At 62.4% G+C, this 17,129-nt stretch carries 18 protein-coding genes; 4 read left to right on the plus strand and 14 right to left on the minus strand.

Annotated elements, in window-relative coordinates; all coding sequences use genetic code 11:
- Positions 1-468 carry an Rrf2 family transcriptional regulator gene (locus ACWPWQ_RS02500; RefSeq protein WP_454008928.1) on the minus strand — a complete coding sequence of 156 codons (468 nt, stop codon included), beginning with the start codon at positions 466-468 and terminating at the stop codon, positions 1-3.
- 111 nt (positions 469-579) lie between these two features.
- On the opposite strand from ACWPWQ_RS02500, the gene hmpA reads away from it, so the two are divergent.
- The gene (hmpA, locus tag ACWPWQ_RS02505; protein WP_454008929.1) at positions 580-1,773 is read left to right on the plus strand and encodes an NO-inducible flavohemoprotein; all 1,194 of its coding nucleotides are present in this window, start codon (positions 580-582) and stop codon (positions 1,771-1,773) included.
- Between the two features lie 86 nt (positions 1,774-1,859).
- On the opposite strand, the gene ACWPWQ_RS02510 is transcribed toward hmpA, so the two are convergent.
- The 6 genes from ACWPWQ_RS02510 to ACWPWQ_RS02535 all read right to left on the minus strand — a co-directional run bounded on the left by ACWPWQ_RS02510 (position 1,860) and on the right by ACWPWQ_RS02535 (position 6,908).
- Positions 1,860-2,450 (minus strand): tetratricopeptide repeat protein, encoded by a 591-nt coding sequence (locus ACWPWQ_RS02510; RefSeq protein ID WP_043131536.1) that lies wholly within the window; start codon positions 2,448-2,450, stop codon positions 1,860-1,862.
- Positions 2,451-2,908: 458 nt separating this feature from the next.
- A complete protein-coding gene (gene mdh, locus ACWPWQ_RS02515) occupies positions 2,909-3,844 on the minus strand; it encodes a malate dehydrogenase (protein WP_139436852.1) in 936 nt (311 codons plus the stop codon).
- 242 nt (positions 3,845-4,086) lie between these two features.
- On the minus strand, positions 4,087-4,749 hold the full coding sequence (gene artM / locus ACWPWQ_RS02520; RefSeq protein WP_042649806.1) for an arginine ABC transporter permease ArtM: 663 nt from the start codon (positions 4,747-4,749) through the stop codon (positions 4,087-4,089).
- Positions 4,750-4,751: 2 nt separating this feature from the next.
- Positions 4,752-5,402, minus strand: a complete 651-nt coding sequence (gene artQ / locus ACWPWQ_RS02525; RefSeq protein ID WP_454008930.1) for an arginine ABC transporter permease ArtQ — start codon at positions 5,400-5,402, stop codon at positions 4,752-4,754.
- 3 nt (positions 5,403-5,405) lie between these two features.
- Positions 5,406-6,143 carry a transporter substrate-binding domain-containing protein gene (locus ACWPWQ_RS02530; protein ID WP_005332335.1) on the minus strand — a complete coding sequence of 246 codons (738 nt, stop codon included), beginning with the start codon at positions 6,141-6,143 and terminating at the stop codon, positions 5,406-5,408.
- A gap of 24 nt (positions 6,144-6,167) precedes the next feature.
- Positions 6,168-6,908, minus strand: coding sequence for an ATP-binding cassette domain-containing protein (locus ACWPWQ_RS02535; protein ID WP_139436858.1), 741 nt, complete (start codon positions 6,906-6,908; stop codon positions 6,168-6,170).
- Between the two features lie 200 nt (positions 6,909-7,108).
- On the opposite strand from ACWPWQ_RS02535, the gene argR reads away from it, so the two are divergent.
- Complete coding sequence (gene argR / locus ACWPWQ_RS02540) at positions 7,109-7,579, plus strand: transcriptional regulator ArgR (RefSeq protein ID WP_005308670.1); 471 nt, start codon at positions 7,109-7,111, stop codon at positions 7,577-7,579.
- A 79-nt stretch (positions 7,580-7,658) separates the two neighbouring features.
- On the opposite strand, the gene ACWPWQ_RS02545 is transcribed toward argR, so the two are convergent.
- From ACWPWQ_RS02545 to glnK, 5 genes are all read right to left on the minus strand, one after another.
- Positions 7,659-8,564 (minus strand): Dyp-type peroxidase, encoded by a 906-nt coding sequence (locus ACWPWQ_RS02545; RefSeq protein ID WP_454008931.1) that lies wholly within the window; start codon positions 8,562-8,564, stop codon positions 7,659-7,661.
- Between the two features lie 81 nt (positions 8,565-8,645).
- Positions 8,646-9,680, minus strand: a complete 1,035-nt coding sequence (locus ACWPWQ_RS02550; RefSeq protein ID WP_139436862.1) for an ABC transporter ATP-binding protein — start codon at positions 9,678-9,680, stop codon at positions 8,646-8,648.
- An 82-nt stretch (positions 9,681-9,762) separates the two neighbouring features.
- Positions 9,763-11,388, minus strand: a complete 1,626-nt coding sequence (locus ACWPWQ_RS02555) for an ABC transporter permease (protein ID WP_408848168.1) — start codon at positions 11,386-11,388, stop codon at positions 9,763-9,765.
- Between the two features lie 39 nt (positions 11,389-11,427).
- Positions 11,428-12,435, minus strand: coding sequence for a Fe(3+) ABC transporter substrate-binding protein (locus ACWPWQ_RS02560; protein WP_139436866.1), 1,008 nt, complete (start codon positions 12,433-12,435; stop codon positions 11,428-11,430).
- A gap of 242 nt (positions 12,436-12,677) precedes the next feature.
- On the minus strand, positions 12,678-13,016 hold the full coding sequence (gene glnK, locus ACWPWQ_RS02565) for a P-II family nitrogen regulator (RefSeq protein ID WP_005332325.1): 339 nt from the start codon (positions 13,014-13,016) through the stop codon (positions 12,678-12,680).
- Positions 13,017-13,217: 201 nt separating this feature from the next.
- Between glnK and arfB the strand changes: the two genes are divergently transcribed.
- Complete coding sequence (arfB, locus tag ACWPWQ_RS02570; protein WP_005332323.1) at positions 13,218-13,634, plus strand: alternative ribosome rescue aminoacyl-tRNA hydrolase ArfB; 417 nt, start codon at positions 13,218-13,220, stop codon at positions 13,632-13,634.
- Between the two features lie 27 nt (positions 13,635-13,661).
- Positions 13,662-14,156 (plus strand): methylated-DNA--[protein]-cysteine S-methyltransferase, encoded by a 495-nt coding sequence (locus ACWPWQ_RS02575; RefSeq protein WP_404837705.1) that lies wholly within the window; start codon positions 13,662-13,664, stop codon positions 14,154-14,156.
- Positions 14,157-14,753: 597 nt separating this feature from the next.
- Here the strand turns inward: ACWPWQ_RS02575 and ACWPWQ_RS02580 are convergent.
- Together ACWPWQ_RS02580 and ACWPWQ_RS02585 are read right to left on the minus strand one after the other, a co-directional pair.
- Positions 14,754-15,950 (minus strand): NupC/NupG family nucleoside CNT transporter, encoded by a 1,197-nt coding sequence (locus ACWPWQ_RS02580; RefSeq protein WP_454008932.1) that lies wholly within the window; start codon positions 15,948-15,950, stop codon positions 14,754-14,756.
- A 182-nt stretch (positions 15,951-16,132) separates the two neighbouring features.
- Positions 16,133-17,068 (minus strand): LysR family transcriptional regulator, encoded by a 936-nt coding sequence (locus ACWPWQ_RS02585; protein ID WP_042649797.1) that lies wholly within the window; start codon positions 17,066-17,068, stop codon positions 16,133-16,135.
- Between the last annotated feature and the right edge of the window lie 61 nt (positions 17,069-17,129).

Genomic DNA, 17,129 nt, shown 5'->3' on the forward strand with positions numbered 1-17,129 from the left:
TCACTCGCTCTCGTCATCCGGCTCCAGCACCAGGGTCGGGATCAACTCGCCGAACACCTGCTGCAGCTCGTCGCGGTTGGCCAGCAGATCTTGCAGCGTATAGCCGTCCATCACCGCAAGGAAGGCGTTCATCGCCTCCTTCAGGGCACTCTTGAGCAGACAGACGGAAACGATGTGGCACACCGGCGAGCTGCAGTCGATGCCGTCCAGATTGCCCTCCAGCGCCCGGATCACCTGGCCTATGTTCACGCTCTCAGGGGAACAGGCCATGCGGATCCCGCCATTCTTGCCACGCTGGGATTGCAGATAACCCAGCTTCACCAGCTGATTCACCACCTTCACCATGTGATTGCGAGAGACGTCATACAAGGCAGACACCTTGGCCACGCTCGACAATTCCCCCTCCGGCAACGTGGCCAGATAGAGCAGGGCTCTCAATCCAAAATCGGTATAGCTTGTTAGTCTCATAGTGCCTGTGGCGCATAGCGCAAAGAATTGATGATTGATCCAGATCAATTAAACATTTAGGATGCAACTTATTAAGTGACATTCCAGATGTTCAATTAGAAAGGACCTCCTATGTTAGACCAAGCCACCATCGCCGTCATCAAGAGCACCATTCCTTTGCTCGAATCGGCGGGGCCTGCCCTCACCCAGCACTTCTACCAGCGCATGTTCAACCACAACCCCGAGTTGAAGGATGTGTTCAACCTGGCCCATCAGCGCAGTGGCGGTCAGCCCCTGGCCCTGTTCAGTGCCGTGGCGGCCTACGCCAGGAACATCGACAACCTGGGGGCCCTGGCCGGAGCCGTGGAACGCATCGCCCACAAGCACACGGGTTTCCTGATCCAGCCGGAACAATATCACATTGTGGGTAGTCATCTCTTGGCCACGCTCAAAGAAATGGGTGGCAACGCGGTGACGGACGAGGTAGTGGAAGCCTGGGGCAAGGCCTATGGCGTGCTGGCCGACATCTTCATCGGTCGGGAGGGCGAGCTCTACCGGGAGAAGGCGAGCGAGCTCGGTGGCTGGCAGGGGGCCCGCCCCTTCCTCATCAAGGAGAAGCGCCAGGAGAGCGAGCTTATCACCTCCTTCGTGCTGGCCCCCGTCGACGGCAAACCCGTGCTGCGCTTCAAGCCGGGGCAATATATCAGCATCAGGCTCAATCACCCGTCGCTGGAGCATCAGGAGATCCGTCAATACTCCCTCTCCGATGCCCCCAATGGCCGCGACTACCGCATCAGCGTCAAGCGCGAGCCCCATGGCCAGGCCTCCAACATGCTGCATGACCAGCTTCACGTCGGTGACGAGGTGGCGTTGATGCCACCGGCAGGGGACTTCTTCCTGAAGACCGAGACGACCACACCAGTGGTGCTGCTCTCCGCCGGAGTGGGCCTGACCCCCATGCTGAGCATGCTCAACCAGTTGCTGGCCGAGCAACCAGAAACTGAAATCCGCTGGCTCCATGCCTGCGAGCATGGCGCCCACCATGCCTTCAAGGAAGAGATCCAGGCCAAGAGCCGCCAGCATGCCAGCTTGCAGAGCCGGGTCTGGTACAGGGTGCCTGCCGAGCAGGACGTGCAGGGGATGGACTACGACTTCAGCGGCACCCTGGTGCTGGAACAGGTCACGGGCCTCATCCCGGCCAACGCCCACTACTACTTCTGCGGCCCCCTGGGCTTCATGAAGGCGGTGAAAGATCAGCTGAGCAGTTTGGGCGTGCCTGCCGACCGGATGCACTACGAGGTATTCGGCCCCCATCAGGATCTCTGATCCCTCCCTCTGACCGGAGAAATGCACAAGGCCCACGAACTCAGGTTCGCGGGCCTTGTTGTATCGAGTGGCCTGGCTTGCCGGGCTTAATGCATCGCCTTGGCGCGGGCGATGGCATTGGCGGGCATGCGATTGCCGAGCCGGCTCAGCAGGCTAGCCGCCTTCTGGTGGGTCGCCTTGTCGCCGATGACGGCGCCGTGCAGCCAGTGGTAGGCCTCCTCGTAGTCCAGCGGACTGCCCATGCCCTGCAGCAGCATCTCGACCCACTCTATCTGGGCCCGCTGGAAACCCAGGCTGGCGGCCTCCCGCATCAGGGTCTCGGCCCGCACCAGATCCTTCTGGACCAAAATGCCTTTCCAGTAATAGCGCCCGAGCTGCTCCAGTGCGGGAGCCAGACCCTGATTGGCCGCCTCCCACATGTATTGCACCCCGATCTGGGCGTCCGGCTTGATGCAGACGCCCCAGGCCAGCATGTCCCCCCACAGAAACTGATAGGCCGGGATCTTCATCACGGAGGCGCGCGCCTCTATGTCCTGGGTCAGCTGGCACCTGTCCTGCTTCACCCGGGCCAGATGACGTCCCTGCTCTATCCAGTTGAGCAGCTCGTCCTGCCGATAGAGCGGCACCGCCTGCAGCTCTCCGGTGGCCAGGGAGCCAGGGTTCACCGCCCTGGGCAGCGGCGCTGCCGCCGGGGCTGATGCCACTGGGGCGGGTGCATCAACACTCGACAGCACAGGGGCCGGATCAGCGACAGCCGTAGGCAACGCAGCCGACGCCACCGGCGCTGGGGCAACGGCAGCCGCCGGCACTGCGGCTGACGGTACAGGTGCGGTGGCCGGCTGGGTCGCTGATGCAGCCTGTGCTGGTGCCGGGGCGATCGATGGCAAGGCCGCCGAGGGCGTCGGGACTGTGGCGGCCGCCACCGACTGGGTTTGCGCGGCCGCCGAGATCGGCTCGGCCCCCTGCAAGGGGAGGCTGCACAGACCGACGAGGCCGATGAGGGTACTGGGTTTCATCATAGGGATCTCCTGCTGCCCTCTTTATCGGCAGACAGGTCCATCTCCTTAGCTCGCCATGGCAAACCCCGGAAATGACAAAGGGGAGCCTGGGCTCCCCTCATGATCGACGCTGCGGCTTACTTGACGAAGTCGACACCCAGCTGGATATCGGCCTTCAGGGTAGCCAGCATGCTGTCCATGGACTCTTGCTCGAAGGCGCTCAGCTTGCCGTAGTCCAGCACGCTCTCGACGCCATTCTTGCCCAGCAGCACCGGCTGCGCGAAGAAGGTGGCGTGCTCGCCGTTGCCTTCCACATAGGCGCACTCGATGACATTGGCTTCGCCCTGCAGACCCTTGATGAGGGACAGACCGAAACGGCAGGCTGCCTGACCCATGGAGAGGGTGGCAGAACCGCCACCGGCCTTGGCTTCCACCACTTCGGTACCGGCATTCTGGATGCGCTTGGTCATGGCAGCCGCTTCTTCCGCGGTGAAGCTGGCCCCTTCGATCTGGGAGAGCAGCGGCAGTATGGTCACGCCACTGTGGCCACCGATCACGTTGACGCGGATCTTGTCGATGTTCAGGCCCTTGGCCTCGGCCACGAAGGTCTCGCCACGGATGACGTCCAGGGTGGTCACGCCGAACAGGCGACGCTTGTCATAGACACCGGCCTTCTTCAGCACTTCGGCGGCGATGGCGACCGTGGTGTTGACCGGGTTGGTGATGATGCCGATCAGTGCCTTCGGGCAGGAGGCGGCACACTTCTCCACCAGGTTCTTGACGATACCGGCGTTGATGTTGAACAGATCGGAACGATCCATGCCGGGCTTGCGCGCCACGCCGGCAGAGATCAGCACGACATCGGCGCCGACCAGAGCCGGGCTCGGATCTTCACCGCAGAAACCTTTTACTTTCACGTCAGTCGGGATATGGCTCAGGTCCGCCGCCACGCCCGGGGTGACCGGGGCAATGTCATACAGGCTCAACTCGGAACCGGCAGGCAGGCGATTTTTCAACAGCAGAGCAAGGGCTTGGCCGATGCCACCGGCGGCACCCAGAACGGCAACTTTCATGATCAACTCCATGTCTAAGCGTAGGTTTAAGGTTGTTTCTAGTTGGGTTAACGCTGTTTCTTATTGTGCGCCTCACCTTAAAGGATCCCCTGCTAAAAAACAATCTGATAACAGTTGTAATCACGGGTTCTGTGAGCCAGGGAGCAAGCGGCGACGAAAGCGGAGAGGAATATGCGATAAATGAGAGGAAAGACACAGATTTCCTGTGTCTCCCTCACCATTAAGAGGTAAATACGACTGCTTCAGGACTGGAATGCCAGTGCCCGCTTCTCGCACCAGCGGAAACCAATTGTTAACAATCCATTCATGGTCAGGTAGAGGCCCCCGGCCACGGTAAACACCGCCAGGGTGTCATAGGTCTGGGCGTTGAGACGCTGGGCCAGCCCCATGATGTCCATGATGGTGATGGTGCTGGCGAGGGAGCTGCCCTTGAGCACCAGGATCACTTCGTTGGAGTAGGCGGGTACCAACCGACGGGCCGCGTGGCGGGTCTTCATCCACAGAGTCTGGCCGGCGGAGAAGCCGAGCGCCCGGCAGGCTTCCACCTCGCCTGCGGGGATTGCGTCGAGCGCCCCCTTGAACAGCCGGGTGGAGTAGGCCGCGGTGTTGAACCCGAGCGCCAGCACGGCGCAGAACCAGGGTTGCTTGAGCAACGGCCAGAGCGGCCCCGCCTTGAGCCATTCAAACTGGCCAGGCCCGTAGTAGATGAGGAAGATCTGGATGAGCAGAGGCGTGCCGGTGAAGACCAGCACCCACAGCTGCACCAGCTGGGTCACCACCGGAATGCGGCGCTCCAGCACCCAGGTCATACCCGCCGCCATCAGCACGCCAAGCAGCAGGCTGAACGCGGTGAGCTGCAGGGTAATCGCCAGCCCCCCCAGCAGGGTCATCAGGTAATCCTGCATGGTCAGCCTCCGTAACGGCGGGTGTAGCGGGCAGCCTGCTTCAAGCCAAACTCACTCACCAGGCTGATGGCCAGGTAGATGAGGGCGGCCGCGGCGTACCAGGTGAAGGGTTCATAGGTGCTGGCCGAGGCCATCTGGGCCTGGCGCATCATCTCGTTCACCCCGATAAGCGACACCAGGGCCGTGTCTTTGAGCAGCACCAGCCACTGGTTGCCCAGCCCCGGCAAGGCGTGACGCCAGGCCTGGGGCAGCACGATGCGAAAGAAGATGTGGCCCTTGCCCAGGCCCAGTGCCAGCGCCGCCAGCCGCTGCCCGGCGGGTACCGCATTGAGCGCCGCCCGCAGGGTCTGGGTGGCGTAGCTCGCGAACAGCAGGGAGAGCGCCAGCACGCCGCAGGCGAAGGGGCTGAACTCCACGTACTCGCCGGTGATGAGGAACAACACCTGGGTCGAGCCGAAGTAGATGAACAGCACCACCAACAGCTCGGGCAAACCACGAATGAGCGTGGTCAGCGTGGCCACAGGCCACACCAGCCAACTGCGCTTGCTGAGCTCGGCGGCGCTGAACGCCAGCGCCAGCGCCATGCCCCCGACCAGTGATGCCAAGGCCAGCCCCAGGGTCATCCAGGCTGCATCCAACAACAGGCTCAGCATGGCTTACTGCGCGAAGTACTTGTCGAAGATCTTCTGATAGGTGCCATTGGCCTTGATCTCGGCCAGCCCCTTGTTCAGCTGGGTCAGCAGCTCCTGGTTGCCCTTGGCCACCGCGATGCCAAAGCCGGTACCGAAGTACTTGGCGTCGGTCACCGGCGTGCCGATGACGCCGTACTCCTTGTGCTGCTTGAGCCAGTCGGCGGCAACGGCGGTGTCGGCGAAGACGCCGTCGGTGCGACCGTTCATCATGTCGAGGAAGGCGCTCTGGTAGCTGGCGTAGGGCACGGTCAGCAGACCCTTGCTCACCCAGTTGTCCACCAGGTAGGACTGGTGGGAGGTGCCGTTCTGCACGCCGACCGTCTTGTCCACCAGCTCTTCAGGCCCCTTGAAGGCGCCCTTCTTGGCCACGAAGACCGCCGAGTTCTCGTAATAGATGTCGGAGAAGTCGACCTGGGCGGCCCGCTCCGGGGTCACGTCCATGGCGGCGATGACGGCGTCATAGCGACGGAACTTGAGACTGGGGATCAGGCTGTCGAAGGCCTGGTTGTGGAAGCTGCACTCCAGCTTGGCCTGCTCGCAGACGGCGCGGGCCAGATCGATGTCAAAGCCCTGGAACTCGTTCTTGTCATCCAGGTATTCGAACGGCGCATAGGTGGCCTCGGTGGCGAACTTGATCTCCTTGGCCAGCACCGAGGTGCTCAGCAGGCCCATGGCAGCAACCAGCAACAGACTCTTTTTCATGACAGCTTCCTTATCGATTCAGTATCAATGCATCAAGAATTCGGCAAACCGGCTGGTTTGCGGGGATTGGAAGATGGCGGCGGTGCCGGATTCGATGATCCGCCCCTTCTCCAGATAAATCACCTGACTGGCCACCTTGCGGGCGAACTCCACCTCGTGGGTCACCACCACCTGGGTGATGCCGGTCTGGCTCAGGGTGCGGATGATCTCCGCCACCTCTTTGGTTATTTCAGGATCGAGCGCCGCGGTGGGCTCGTCAAACAGCAGCACCTGGGGATCCATCATCAGGGTCCTGGCGATGGCCACCCGCTGCTGCTGGCCGCCGGAGAGGCGCGCCGGCCAGGCATCCCGCTTGTCGGCCAGCTGCAACTGGGCCAGCAGGTAGGCGCCCTTCTCGATGGCAGCCTCGCGGCTCATGCCCAGCACCTTGATGGGGGCTTCGATGAGATTCTCCATCACGGTGAGATGGGGCCACAGATTGTACTGCTGGAACACCATGCCCACCTTGCGGCGCAAGGCCTGGGCCTGGCGGTTGAATTCCGCGGGAGAGAGGCTGGACGGGAAAGAAAATTCACTGTCGGCGATGCGCAGCACCCCCGCATCCGGGGTGTCCAGCAGGTTCATCATCCGCAGCAGCGAGCTCTTGCCCGCACCGCTCGGGCCCAGCAATACCAAGGTCTCGCCGGGTGCAGTCCGGAAGCTGACCTGTTGCAGTACCGGCACCTTGTGCCAGGATTTTTCGATGCCGATTAATTCGATACCCATACAGCCCAATTGAATAAGTTTTCAAAATTTCGTCCTGATTCTAGCGCCAGCATAAGTTGATGCAAGCTATATTTGAATCAATATGCAGAACAAGCGCCGCTTCCTTGCCAAAACAGGCATATGAATGCAAAATAGCAGCGCTGTTCGTATCTGCCGCCTGAGCGTGACAGGCGGTCACCTCCCTCATTCGTGAGTCCAAGATGAAACATAACGACAAGCAAGAAAAACTGGCCAAGGCCTTTAAAGCCTTGCTGAAAGAGGAGCGTTTCGGCTCCCAGGCAGAGATAGTGACTGCCCTGCAAGAGATGGGCTTTGAGAACATCAACCAGTCCAAGGTTTCGCGCATGCTGAGCCGCTTCGGCGCCGTCCGCACCCGCAATGCCAAGATGGAGATGGTCTACTGCCTGCCGGTGGAGCTGGGTGTGCCCACCACCTCCAGCCCGCTCAAGAACCTGGTACTGGATGTCGACCACAACGGCGCCTTGGTGGTGATCCACACCAGCCCGGGTGCGGCCCAGCTCATCGCCCGCCTGCTCGACTCCCTCGGCAAGGCCGAAGGTATCCTCGGCACCATAGCCGGTGATGACACCATCTTCATCACCCCGACCAGCGACACCGACATCGAAGAGCTCTACCTCTCCGCCCTCGAGCTGTTCGAACAGACCCCCTGATCCGGTCGCGCTCGCGCCACCTGAACGAAAAATCCCGGCCAAGGCCGGGATTTTTCGTTTCCGCGCACTCGGCAAGCGGTTACTTGCCTTGAGCGACCAGAAAATCGATGGAGGGGGCGAAGAAGGCGGCCCCTGTCACCGCCCTGGTGAAGCGCAGCAGGTGATCGAAGTGGCTCCCCTCCCCCTTGTACATGCTGGCCAGCATGGCATTGAAGTGCTGCGGGGTGCGGCAGCAGGAGATGAAGTAGAGCCCCTGCTCGCGCATGGTGCCCCAGGGCATGCTCTGGCGCAGTATCTCCATGGACTCTCCCTTCGGGGTCTTGAGGTTGACCCGCTTGATGTGGGAGGTCAGCGGCTTGTCGGCCGACTCGTACTCGATGTTGTCCACCTTGGTACGGCCAATGATGTCCTCCTGCTCCTTCAGCGCCAGCTTCTCCCAGTCGCTTATGGCATGCACCCAGCGCTGGACATGGACATAGGAGCCACCGGCGAACTCGCCCCCGTCGATCAGCGCCACGTCGGCCCTGTGCTCACCCTGGGGGTTCTCGGTGCCGTCGACGAAACCGGTCAGATCCCGGCAATCCTGGTTGCGAAAACCGCGGACTTCCTCGGTCAGCTCCACCAGGCCGGCCAGCAGGGCCATGACACGATGGCCGGCATGATGGAGCACGTCCACCCGATCGGCGCGCAGCTGCACGAAGAGATCGAACGGGGTATTCGGGGCCTCCTGGCCGTTGGCAGACTGCGCCATGAAGCCACGGAACTGGGGCGGACGGGCGGCCGGGTAGATGGCATCCCAGCCCTCGGCGCCGACGGCGACCAGACCGCTGAAACCAGCGTCGGGGAAATCGGCGCTCACCGCATCCCACAGAACCGGCAGCCTGGCCAGACGGGTGGCCAGCTCGACACCGTCACCGGTGCGATTGAACATCAGATAGAGGGCATGCAGATTCGGCTCTGCGCAGATCCCGGCTTGGGCTTTCATTTCTCTCTCCAAAGACATTGGCTATGGGCGTGGCGCGATTATAAACCGGAACGGGGTCAATTCCTTGATTTCACATCACTATCAAGGCATCTGTTCGAACAGCACCAGGGCATGGGGGGCCACGGTCACCCGCGCCCTCTCCCCTTCGAGAGGCTCCCCTATGCTGGCCTCCAGTACCTGGCCGGCGCACTCCACCAACACCCGGCAGTGATGGCCGAGGAACTGCTGCTCCCGCACCAGCAAGTCGCCGTCGGCGGCGGCCGCCAATGCCAGCTGCTGGGGCCTGAGCATCAGCTGCAGCCGCTCTCCCGGGGCGCGACCGTGCGGCTCATGGCCACAGATGACCCCGAGCGCTGTCTGCACGCAGTGGCTGTCCACCACCTCGGCCGCCAGATAGTTGACCCCGCCGAGAAACTCCGCCACGAAGCGGTTCTCGGGGCGGCGATAGAGTTGCTCCGGCTGGCCCACCTGCTCGATGCGACCGGCCCGGAACAACGCCAGCCGATCGGCGAAGGCAAACGCCTCCTCCTTGCTGTGACTGACGAAGATGGCGCCTATCCCCTGACGCTTGAGCAGGGTGCGGATCTCCAGGATCAGCTTCATCCTCACCTGGGTATCGATGTTGGAGAAGGGCTCGTCCAGCAGCATCAATCTGGGCTTGCAGACCAGGGCGCGGGCAATGGCGACCCGCTGCTGCTGACCACCGGAGAGCTGATGGGGATAGCGATCCCCCAGCCCCTGCAGATTGACCAGGGTCAACGCCTCGTCGATCTGCTGCTGGCGGGTGTCGCGAGGCGCCCGGGTCAGCCCGAAGCCGATGTTCTCGGCCACCGTCAGGTGGGGAAAGAGGGCGTAATCCTGAAAGATCATGCCGATATGGCGACGCTCAGGCGACACCGTCACGCCGGGCCCGTCCAGCAGGGTCTCACCGAGATGAATCCGGCCTTCCGCCAGCGGCAGCAGGCCGGCGACCGCCTTGAGCAGCGTGGTCTTGCCACAGCCACTCGCCCCCAGCAGGCAGACGATCTCGTTGTCGGCCACCGTCAGGGAGAGCTGCTCCAGCACGTTCTGGCCGTTGTAACGGCAGCTAACCTTCTCTACTTGCAAGCAAGACACGACTGACTTCCTCTCGTTTCTGGCGGTGCCCTGCCTTTCGGTCAAGCACACCGTATGCAATTTCATTGGCCGGCGTGGCGACTCAGTGCCCCGGGCTGTCCAGGCTGCGGTTGACCCAGATAAGCGGCACCAGCCCCACCAGCACGATGACGATGGCGCCGAGCGCGCCGCGCTCCAGCATCTCGTCCGAGACGAACTGATAGACATGGGTCGCCAGGGTCTCGAAGTTGAACGGCCGCAGCAGCAGGGCCGCAGGCAACTCCTTCATGGATTCGATGAACACCAGCATGGCACCGGCAAAGAGGCCCCGTCGCACCAGGGGCAGATGCACCCGGCGCAGCATGCCCCCCGTCCCCTGCCCCAGGGAGCGGGCCGCCATGTCGAGGCTGGGGGAGATCTTGCCCATGCTGCTCTCCACCGAGCCGATGGCGATGGCCACGAAGCGCACCAGGTAGCCAAACACGATGGCGGTGAGGGTGCCGGTCAGCAGCAGACCTGGCCCCTGCATCCCGAGCCACTCGGCCAGATCGTTGAGACCAAAATCCAGCGCCGTCAGCGGCACCAGCACCCCGATGGCGAGCACAGTGCCCGGCATGGCATAGCCGGTGGCGGCGATACGCAGGGGCAGCAGGCTGCGGGTGCCGCCATCGAGGCGGCGGAAGAAGCCGAGCAGCAGGGCGATGGCCATGGCGAGCAGGGCGGTCAGGGCCGAGATGAGCAGACTGTTGCCGGCGAAGCGCACGAACTCCGGCGTCCACGAGAGTTCGAAATAGCGCACCCCGTAATCCAGCAGGATGACGAACGGCAGGCCAAAACCGGCCAGCACCAGTCCCCAGCACCAGAGCCCGGCCAGCAGACGGCTCGCCCCCTTGAGGGGGTAGCGCAGGGGCTGCTCATGGCCCATGGATTTCTGGAATACCTGCTGGCGCTGGCGGGAGCGGCGCTCCAGGGCGATGAGCAGCACCACCGCCAGCAGCATCAGGCAGGAGAGCCGGGCGGCGGTGGCCAGGCTGCCGTAACCGAGCCAGGTGTCGTAAATGGCCGTCGTCAGGGTGTTGATGGCAAAGAAATGGACGGTGGCGAAGTCCGCCAGTGTCTCCATCGCCACCAGCGACGCCCCCACCATGATGGCGGGGCGGGCCAGGGGCAGGCTGAGGCGACGAAAGCTCTGCCAGGGGGTGCAGCCGAGCAACCGGCTGGAGTGGATCAGGCTGACCGACTGCTCCAGGAAGGAGGCGCGCGCCAGCAGATAGACGTAGGGGAAGAGCACCAGCGCCAGCACCCAGGCGGCACCGCCGAGGGAGCGGATGGCCGGGAACCAGTAATCGGCCGGGCCTTGCCAGTCAAACAGGGATCTCAGCCCCGCCTGCAGCGGGCCCGAGTAGTCGAGCAGGTCGGTATAGACGTAAGCCACTATGTAGGAGGGCATGGCCATGGGCAGCATCAGTGCCCACTGCAGGGCGCGGCGCCCCGGCACCTGGCACATGGCGACCAGCCAGGCGGTGGGCACCCCGAACAGCAGGCTGAGCAGCACTACCCCCAGCACCAGCCCTGAGGTGTTGCCAAGGTAGTCGAGCAGCACCGTATCTGCGAGGTGGCGAAACAGCTCCCCGTCTGCCGAGAAGGCAGAGAAGATGAGGGCAAGCACCGGCAAACCCAGCAGCAGGGCGGTGGCCCAGCTGCCGGCAATCCATCCAAAATTTTTCATGAGTCCACAGCGATTGATGGGGCCTTAGGCCCCATCTGATTACAAGTCGAATTTCACTTCATCCAGCAGCTGCAAGGCGTCCTTGCGGTGCTTGGCATAGTCGCTGACCGGCATGGGGTCAGACTTGAAACTGCCCCAGGACTTGACCATGGCGGAAGGCTCGACTCCGGCCTTGACCGGATACTCGGCATTCACGTCCGCGTACATGTGCTGGGCGGTGTCGCCAGAGAGGAACTCCATCAGCTTCTGGGCGGCTTCCTTGTTCTTGGCATACTTGGTCATGGCCACGCCGCTCACGTTGACGTGGGCACCGCGATCAGCCTGGTTCGGGAAGTTGATCTCGACCGCGTCGGCCCAGGACTTCTGCGCCGGGTCTTTCAACATGGCGCCCAGGTAGTAGCTGTTGCCGAGGGAGACGTCACAGATACCGTCCTTGATCGCCTTGACCTGATCCCGGTCGTTGCCTTGCGGCTTGCGCGCCAGGTTGGCCTTGACCCCTTCCAGCCAGGTCTTGGTGTCCGCCATGCCGTGATGGGCAATCATGGACGAAACCAGCGCCACATTGTACTCGTGCTTGCCGCTGCGGGTACAAATTTTTCCTTTGAATTCAGGCTTGACCAGATCTTCGTAGCGGATGGTGTCGAGCTTGCCGAGGCGATCCTTGCTGGAGTAGATGGCGCGCACCCGGGTAGTCAGGGCGAACCAGCGGTTGTCCGGATCACGATAGATGGAGGGGATGTTCTCCTGCAATGTCTTGCTGTCCACCGGCTGCACCAGATCCTTGTCCACCAGGTCGGTCAGACGGCTGATGTCGACGGTCAGCATCAGATCCGCGGGGGAGAGCTTGCCTTCGCGCTCCAGGCGCTCGTTCAGCCCCTCTTTGGCAAACACCACGTTAACCTTGATCCCGGTCTCTTTCTCGAACTGCTGGATGATGGGCTTGATCAGCTCATCCTGCCGATTGGAGTAGACATTCACTTCTGCGGCGGCAAAAGCCGACTGGGCGATCAGCGAGGAGAACACCAGCGCCAGCATCTTCATTTTCATCATCCATTCCTTGTCTGTGCATATAGTGATAACTATTTTCGTTTGCATTCTGCATGAATCAGGATGAGAGGATCAAGGCGGTTTGCAGAGGTAAGGCCAGATATTTAATCGTCGCTAAAACAAAAAGACCGGATGGAATCCCACCCAGTCTCTTCATGACCATGCATTCTCTTTTTCTATCGACCCGGCAGGGCCTGAGCGCTCAACCCGACCGGCTCAGTAGCCGGGGTCCTGGCGCGGCATCACAGCGCCTCGTCGTCGCTCTCGCCGGTACGGATGCGCACTGCCTGCAGCAGGTCATAGACGAAGATCTTGCCGTCCCCTATCTTGCCGGTATAAGCCGCCTTGCAGATGGCCTCGATCACCCCTTCCACGTTCTCGTCGGCGGTGGCGATCTCCAGCTTTACCTTCGGCAGGAAGTCGACCTGGTACTCTGCCCCCCGGTATAATTCGGTGTGCCCCTTCTGGCGACCGAAGCCCTTGACCTCGGACACGGTCAGACCCTCGACCCCCAGGTTGGCGATGGCCTCGCGCACGTCGTCCAACTTGAAAGGTTTGATAATCGCAGTAATCAGCTTCATCTGGTTGCTCCCAATCCATGGTATGTCATGAAGAGGTCATCAATTCTTGTGCCAAGTATTTTTATTGTTTATTTTCATAAAGATAGCCATTAACCCTTGAGCCATTTCGGCTCAGGATCACCAAGGAAGCGCATCTCGCCCCATAATGAGGCACCAAGCTGCACCAGACTCCCTTGATGCACCAAATGAGAGCATCACCCCATGTTAGTCATCTCCAACAGCGTGATCATTCCCTGGCATGAGCTGCAGTTTCAGACCATGCGCGCCCAGGGGGCCGGGGGTCAGCACGTCAACAAGACGGACTCCGCCGTCTGGCTGCGCTTCGATTACCGCGACTCCCCCAGCCTGCCGGATCTCTACAAGGAGGGGCTGGAGAAGCTCAGCGACAGCCGGGTTCACGATGGCTTCATCCAGATCAGGGTCGAGACCCACCGCAGCCAGGACATGAACCGCAAGGAGGCCATGAGCCGCCTGACCGAGTTGCTGAAAAAGGCGGCGTGGCGCCCCAAGGCCCGCCACGCCACCAAGCCGACCCGCAGCTCCCAGCGCAAGCGGGTTGACGCCAAGAAGCGCAAGGGCGAGATCAAGTCGGCCCGTGGCAAGCCCGGGATGGAGTGAGCCGTTCAGGCCGAGGAAGAGAGATCCATGAAATACAGTTTTTGTGACAGCGCCCAGGGCCCCCTGCTGGTCGCCATCGATCAGGATGGCCTGCGCTTCGTGGAGTTCCTGCGGGGGGAGCAGCCGGTCACCCCGACAGCGGAATGGCAGCGGGACGATGTGGCCCTGGCCCCCTACCTCGAGCAGTTCGAGGCCTATTTTGCCGGTCGGCTGCGGCACTTCACGCTGCCGCTCGCCGCCCGGGGAACCCCTTTTCAGCAGTCGGTGTGGCGCGCCCTGTGCGACATCCCCTACGGCGAGACCGTCAGCTACCTCGAGATAGCCCAGGCCATCGGCAACCCCAAGGCGGTGCGGGCCGTCGGGGCGGCCAACGGCCGCAACCCCCTGAGCATCATAGTGCCCTGCCACCGGGTGATAGGCAGCAGCGGCGCACTGACGGGGTACGCCGGCGGCATTCCCATCAAACGCTGGTTGCTGGCACTGGAACAGCAGACTGTCGACAACTTTGCGCTGACTCCCTGAGCCCCTGATTAGCCAGCGGCATCCCCTTCATACGCTGGTTGCCGGCACAGGAGCTGCAGGCTGCCGACAACTTCGCGCTGACTCCCTGAGCCCCTGACTAGCCAGCGGCATCCCCTTCATACGCTGGTTGCCGGCACTGGAGCAGCAGACTGTCGACACCTTCGCGCTGACTCCCTGACCCCTGGTTAGCCGGCGGCATCCCGTTCACAACGCTGGCTGCCGGCACTGGAGCAACAGGCTGTCGACACCTTCACGCTGACTCCCTGACCCCTGGTTAGCCGGCGGCATCCCGTTCACAACGCTGGTTGCTGGCATTGGAGCTGAGGAAAAGAGGCTTCGAACCGACGCTACCGGGCGTTTAGCAAAATGAACATAGTATGAAGAATCGCCTCAGAAGGGCTTCAGACTGGGAAAGGCATGATGCACTCACACTTGGATGGCACGGCTCATCCCTCATTCAAGTGGCACCCATGTGACGCTTCCAATCTGTCTTTTTCCCCGCGCCTCCTCTGAGGCGCTTTTTTTTTTTCCCGACAACGGCCACAACAAAGCCCGCCGAAGCGGGCTTTGATTTGAAGGCACGAGCTCCGAGGCCACTCAGAGGGCGAGGAACAGGCCCGCGAGCGAGGCGCTCATCAGGTTTGCCAGCACCCCCGCCAGGATGGCCCGCAGGCCGTAGCCGGCGATGAAGGACTTGCGCTCCGGCACCATAGCCCCCAGGCCGCCGATCAGGATCGCCATGGAGGAGATGTTGGCGAAACCGCACAGGGCGAAGGTGACTATGGCCTTGCTCGACTCGTTCAGGGTCTGATCCTGCACCAGGGCGATGAAGGCGACGAACTCGTTGATGACGATCTTGGTACCGATCAGGGCGCCGGCCGCCTGGGCCTGATCCCAGGGCACGCCGATGAGCCAGGAGACGGGGGCGAACAGCCAGCCCAGGATGATCTGGAAGCTCAGATCCAGCCCCACCAGATCGCCGGCCCAGCCCAGCAGGCCGTTGAGCATGGCAATCACACCGACGAAGGCCAGCAGGGTCGCGCCCACCGCCACAGCGATATTGAGACCGGACATGGCGCCATCGGCCGCCGCTTCAATGACGTTGGTGGCGCGAGGGATCTCCACATCTTCATGATGATCTTCCTCATCGGCACCGGGCGGCACCAGGATCTTGGCCATGGCCAGACCGGCAGGCGCCGACATGAAGGCGGCGGCGATCAGGTATTTCAGCTCGACCCCGATGCTGGCATAGCCCACCAGGGTGCCACCGGCCACCGAGGCCAACCCGCAGCTCATCACCGCGAAGAACTGGGAGTCAGACATCCTGGAGAGATAGGGCTTGACCACCAGGGGAGCCTCCACCATGCCGACGAAGATGTTGGCGGTGGCGGAGAGGCTCTCGGCACGGCCGGTGCCCAGCAGCTTCTGCAGGCCGCCGCCCAGCAGGGCGATGACTTTCGGCATCAGGCCGATGTGGTAGAGGATGGCGATCACCGCGGAGAAAAAGATGATGACCGGCAGCACGTTGAACGCGAAGATGAAGCCCAGCTTGAACTTGGCCAGATCACCGAACAGGAAGGCGATCCCCTCCTGGCCGTAGCCGATCACGCTGCTGACGCTCTCGCTGACGCCGTTGAGCACCTGCTGACCCGCTGGCAGCCAGAGCACCAGGGCGGCGAAGAGGACTTGCAAACAGAGGGCGAAGCCCACTGTTCTCAACGGGATACGACGACGATTATCAGAGCAGAGTGCGGCTAGCGCCAGGATACTCAAGATGCCGAGCAGGGCGATCATAGGGATTCCATCTATTGGGGCTGAAGATGGGCGCGGATTCTGCTCCCCTGCCCCCATCACTGCAAGTCCACCTGGTTACAACCCTGTTAGCAAAAACGTTTGCACGATATCGGTTGCGTCAACTTGCTGATTTGGCTCGTTTTTGGTATCAGGCGAAAGTCAGTGTTCCTGTATGGAAACGATTATTCCTCCACGCCGGACAATCTGCCCCCCAGCCAGGGGGCCAGCCGCTGCGCCCAGTAGGGTTCGGGGCCGAAGCTCTCCTTGAGGAAGTCGATGAATAGGCGGATCTTGGGATCCAGGTGCTCCCGCCTGGCGTAGACGGCGTGCACCGCCATCTTCTGGTTCGGGCGCCACTGGGGCAGCAGGGGGATAAGCTGGCCGGATTGCAGCTCCTTGTCCAGCAGATAGTTGGCAACATAGGCGATGCCGAGCCCGGCCAGGGCGGCATCCCGCACCGCCTCAGCCAGATCCACCCGGTAGTTGCCGGCCACCTGCACCGTCTGGCGCTCCTTGCCCTGGCGAAACGACCACTCGTGGTAGCGCCGCTCCCGGCTCTGATAGGTGATGCAGTTGTGCCTGGCCAGATCCCTGGGGTGCAGCGGGGTGCCGTGGCTCAGCAGATAGTCCGGCGAGGCCACCAGCACGAAGCCGATGTCCGCCAGCCGCTGCCCCACCAGGGCCTCGGGCTTGTCCTCGTAGGTGGTGATCCAGAGATCCAGCCCCTCATCCACCAGATTGGTGCGGTGATCGAACAGGGATACTTCCAGCTCCAGATCCGGGTAGCGCGCCTGGAATGCCTTGAGCCGCGGGATCACGTGCAAGCGGCCGAAGGACTGGCCCACCCCCAGGTGCAGCACGCCGCTCACCTTGCCGCGCCGCTCCGCCACCATGGAGTCCGCCTCCAGCGCCACCGCCACCAGGGCGCGGCAGTGGCGGGCATACTCCTGGCCGAGTTCGGTGAGGGAGAAACGGCGGGTGGTGCGCTGCACCAGCTGGGCGCCGAGCTCGGTCTCAAGCTGGGCCAGCTGCTTGCTGATGTGGGACTTGGAGACCCCGAGCCGCCGCGCGGCCGCCGAGATGCCCTGCTCGCGAACCAGGGCATCGAAGATCACCATTTGGGGAAGACGTTGCAGCACGGGATAACCAGAGTGAGTGGCGGGCCCCCATTATTCCAGA

The sequence above is a fragment of the Aeromonas sp. Marseille-Q7275 genome (assembly GCF_965119515.1).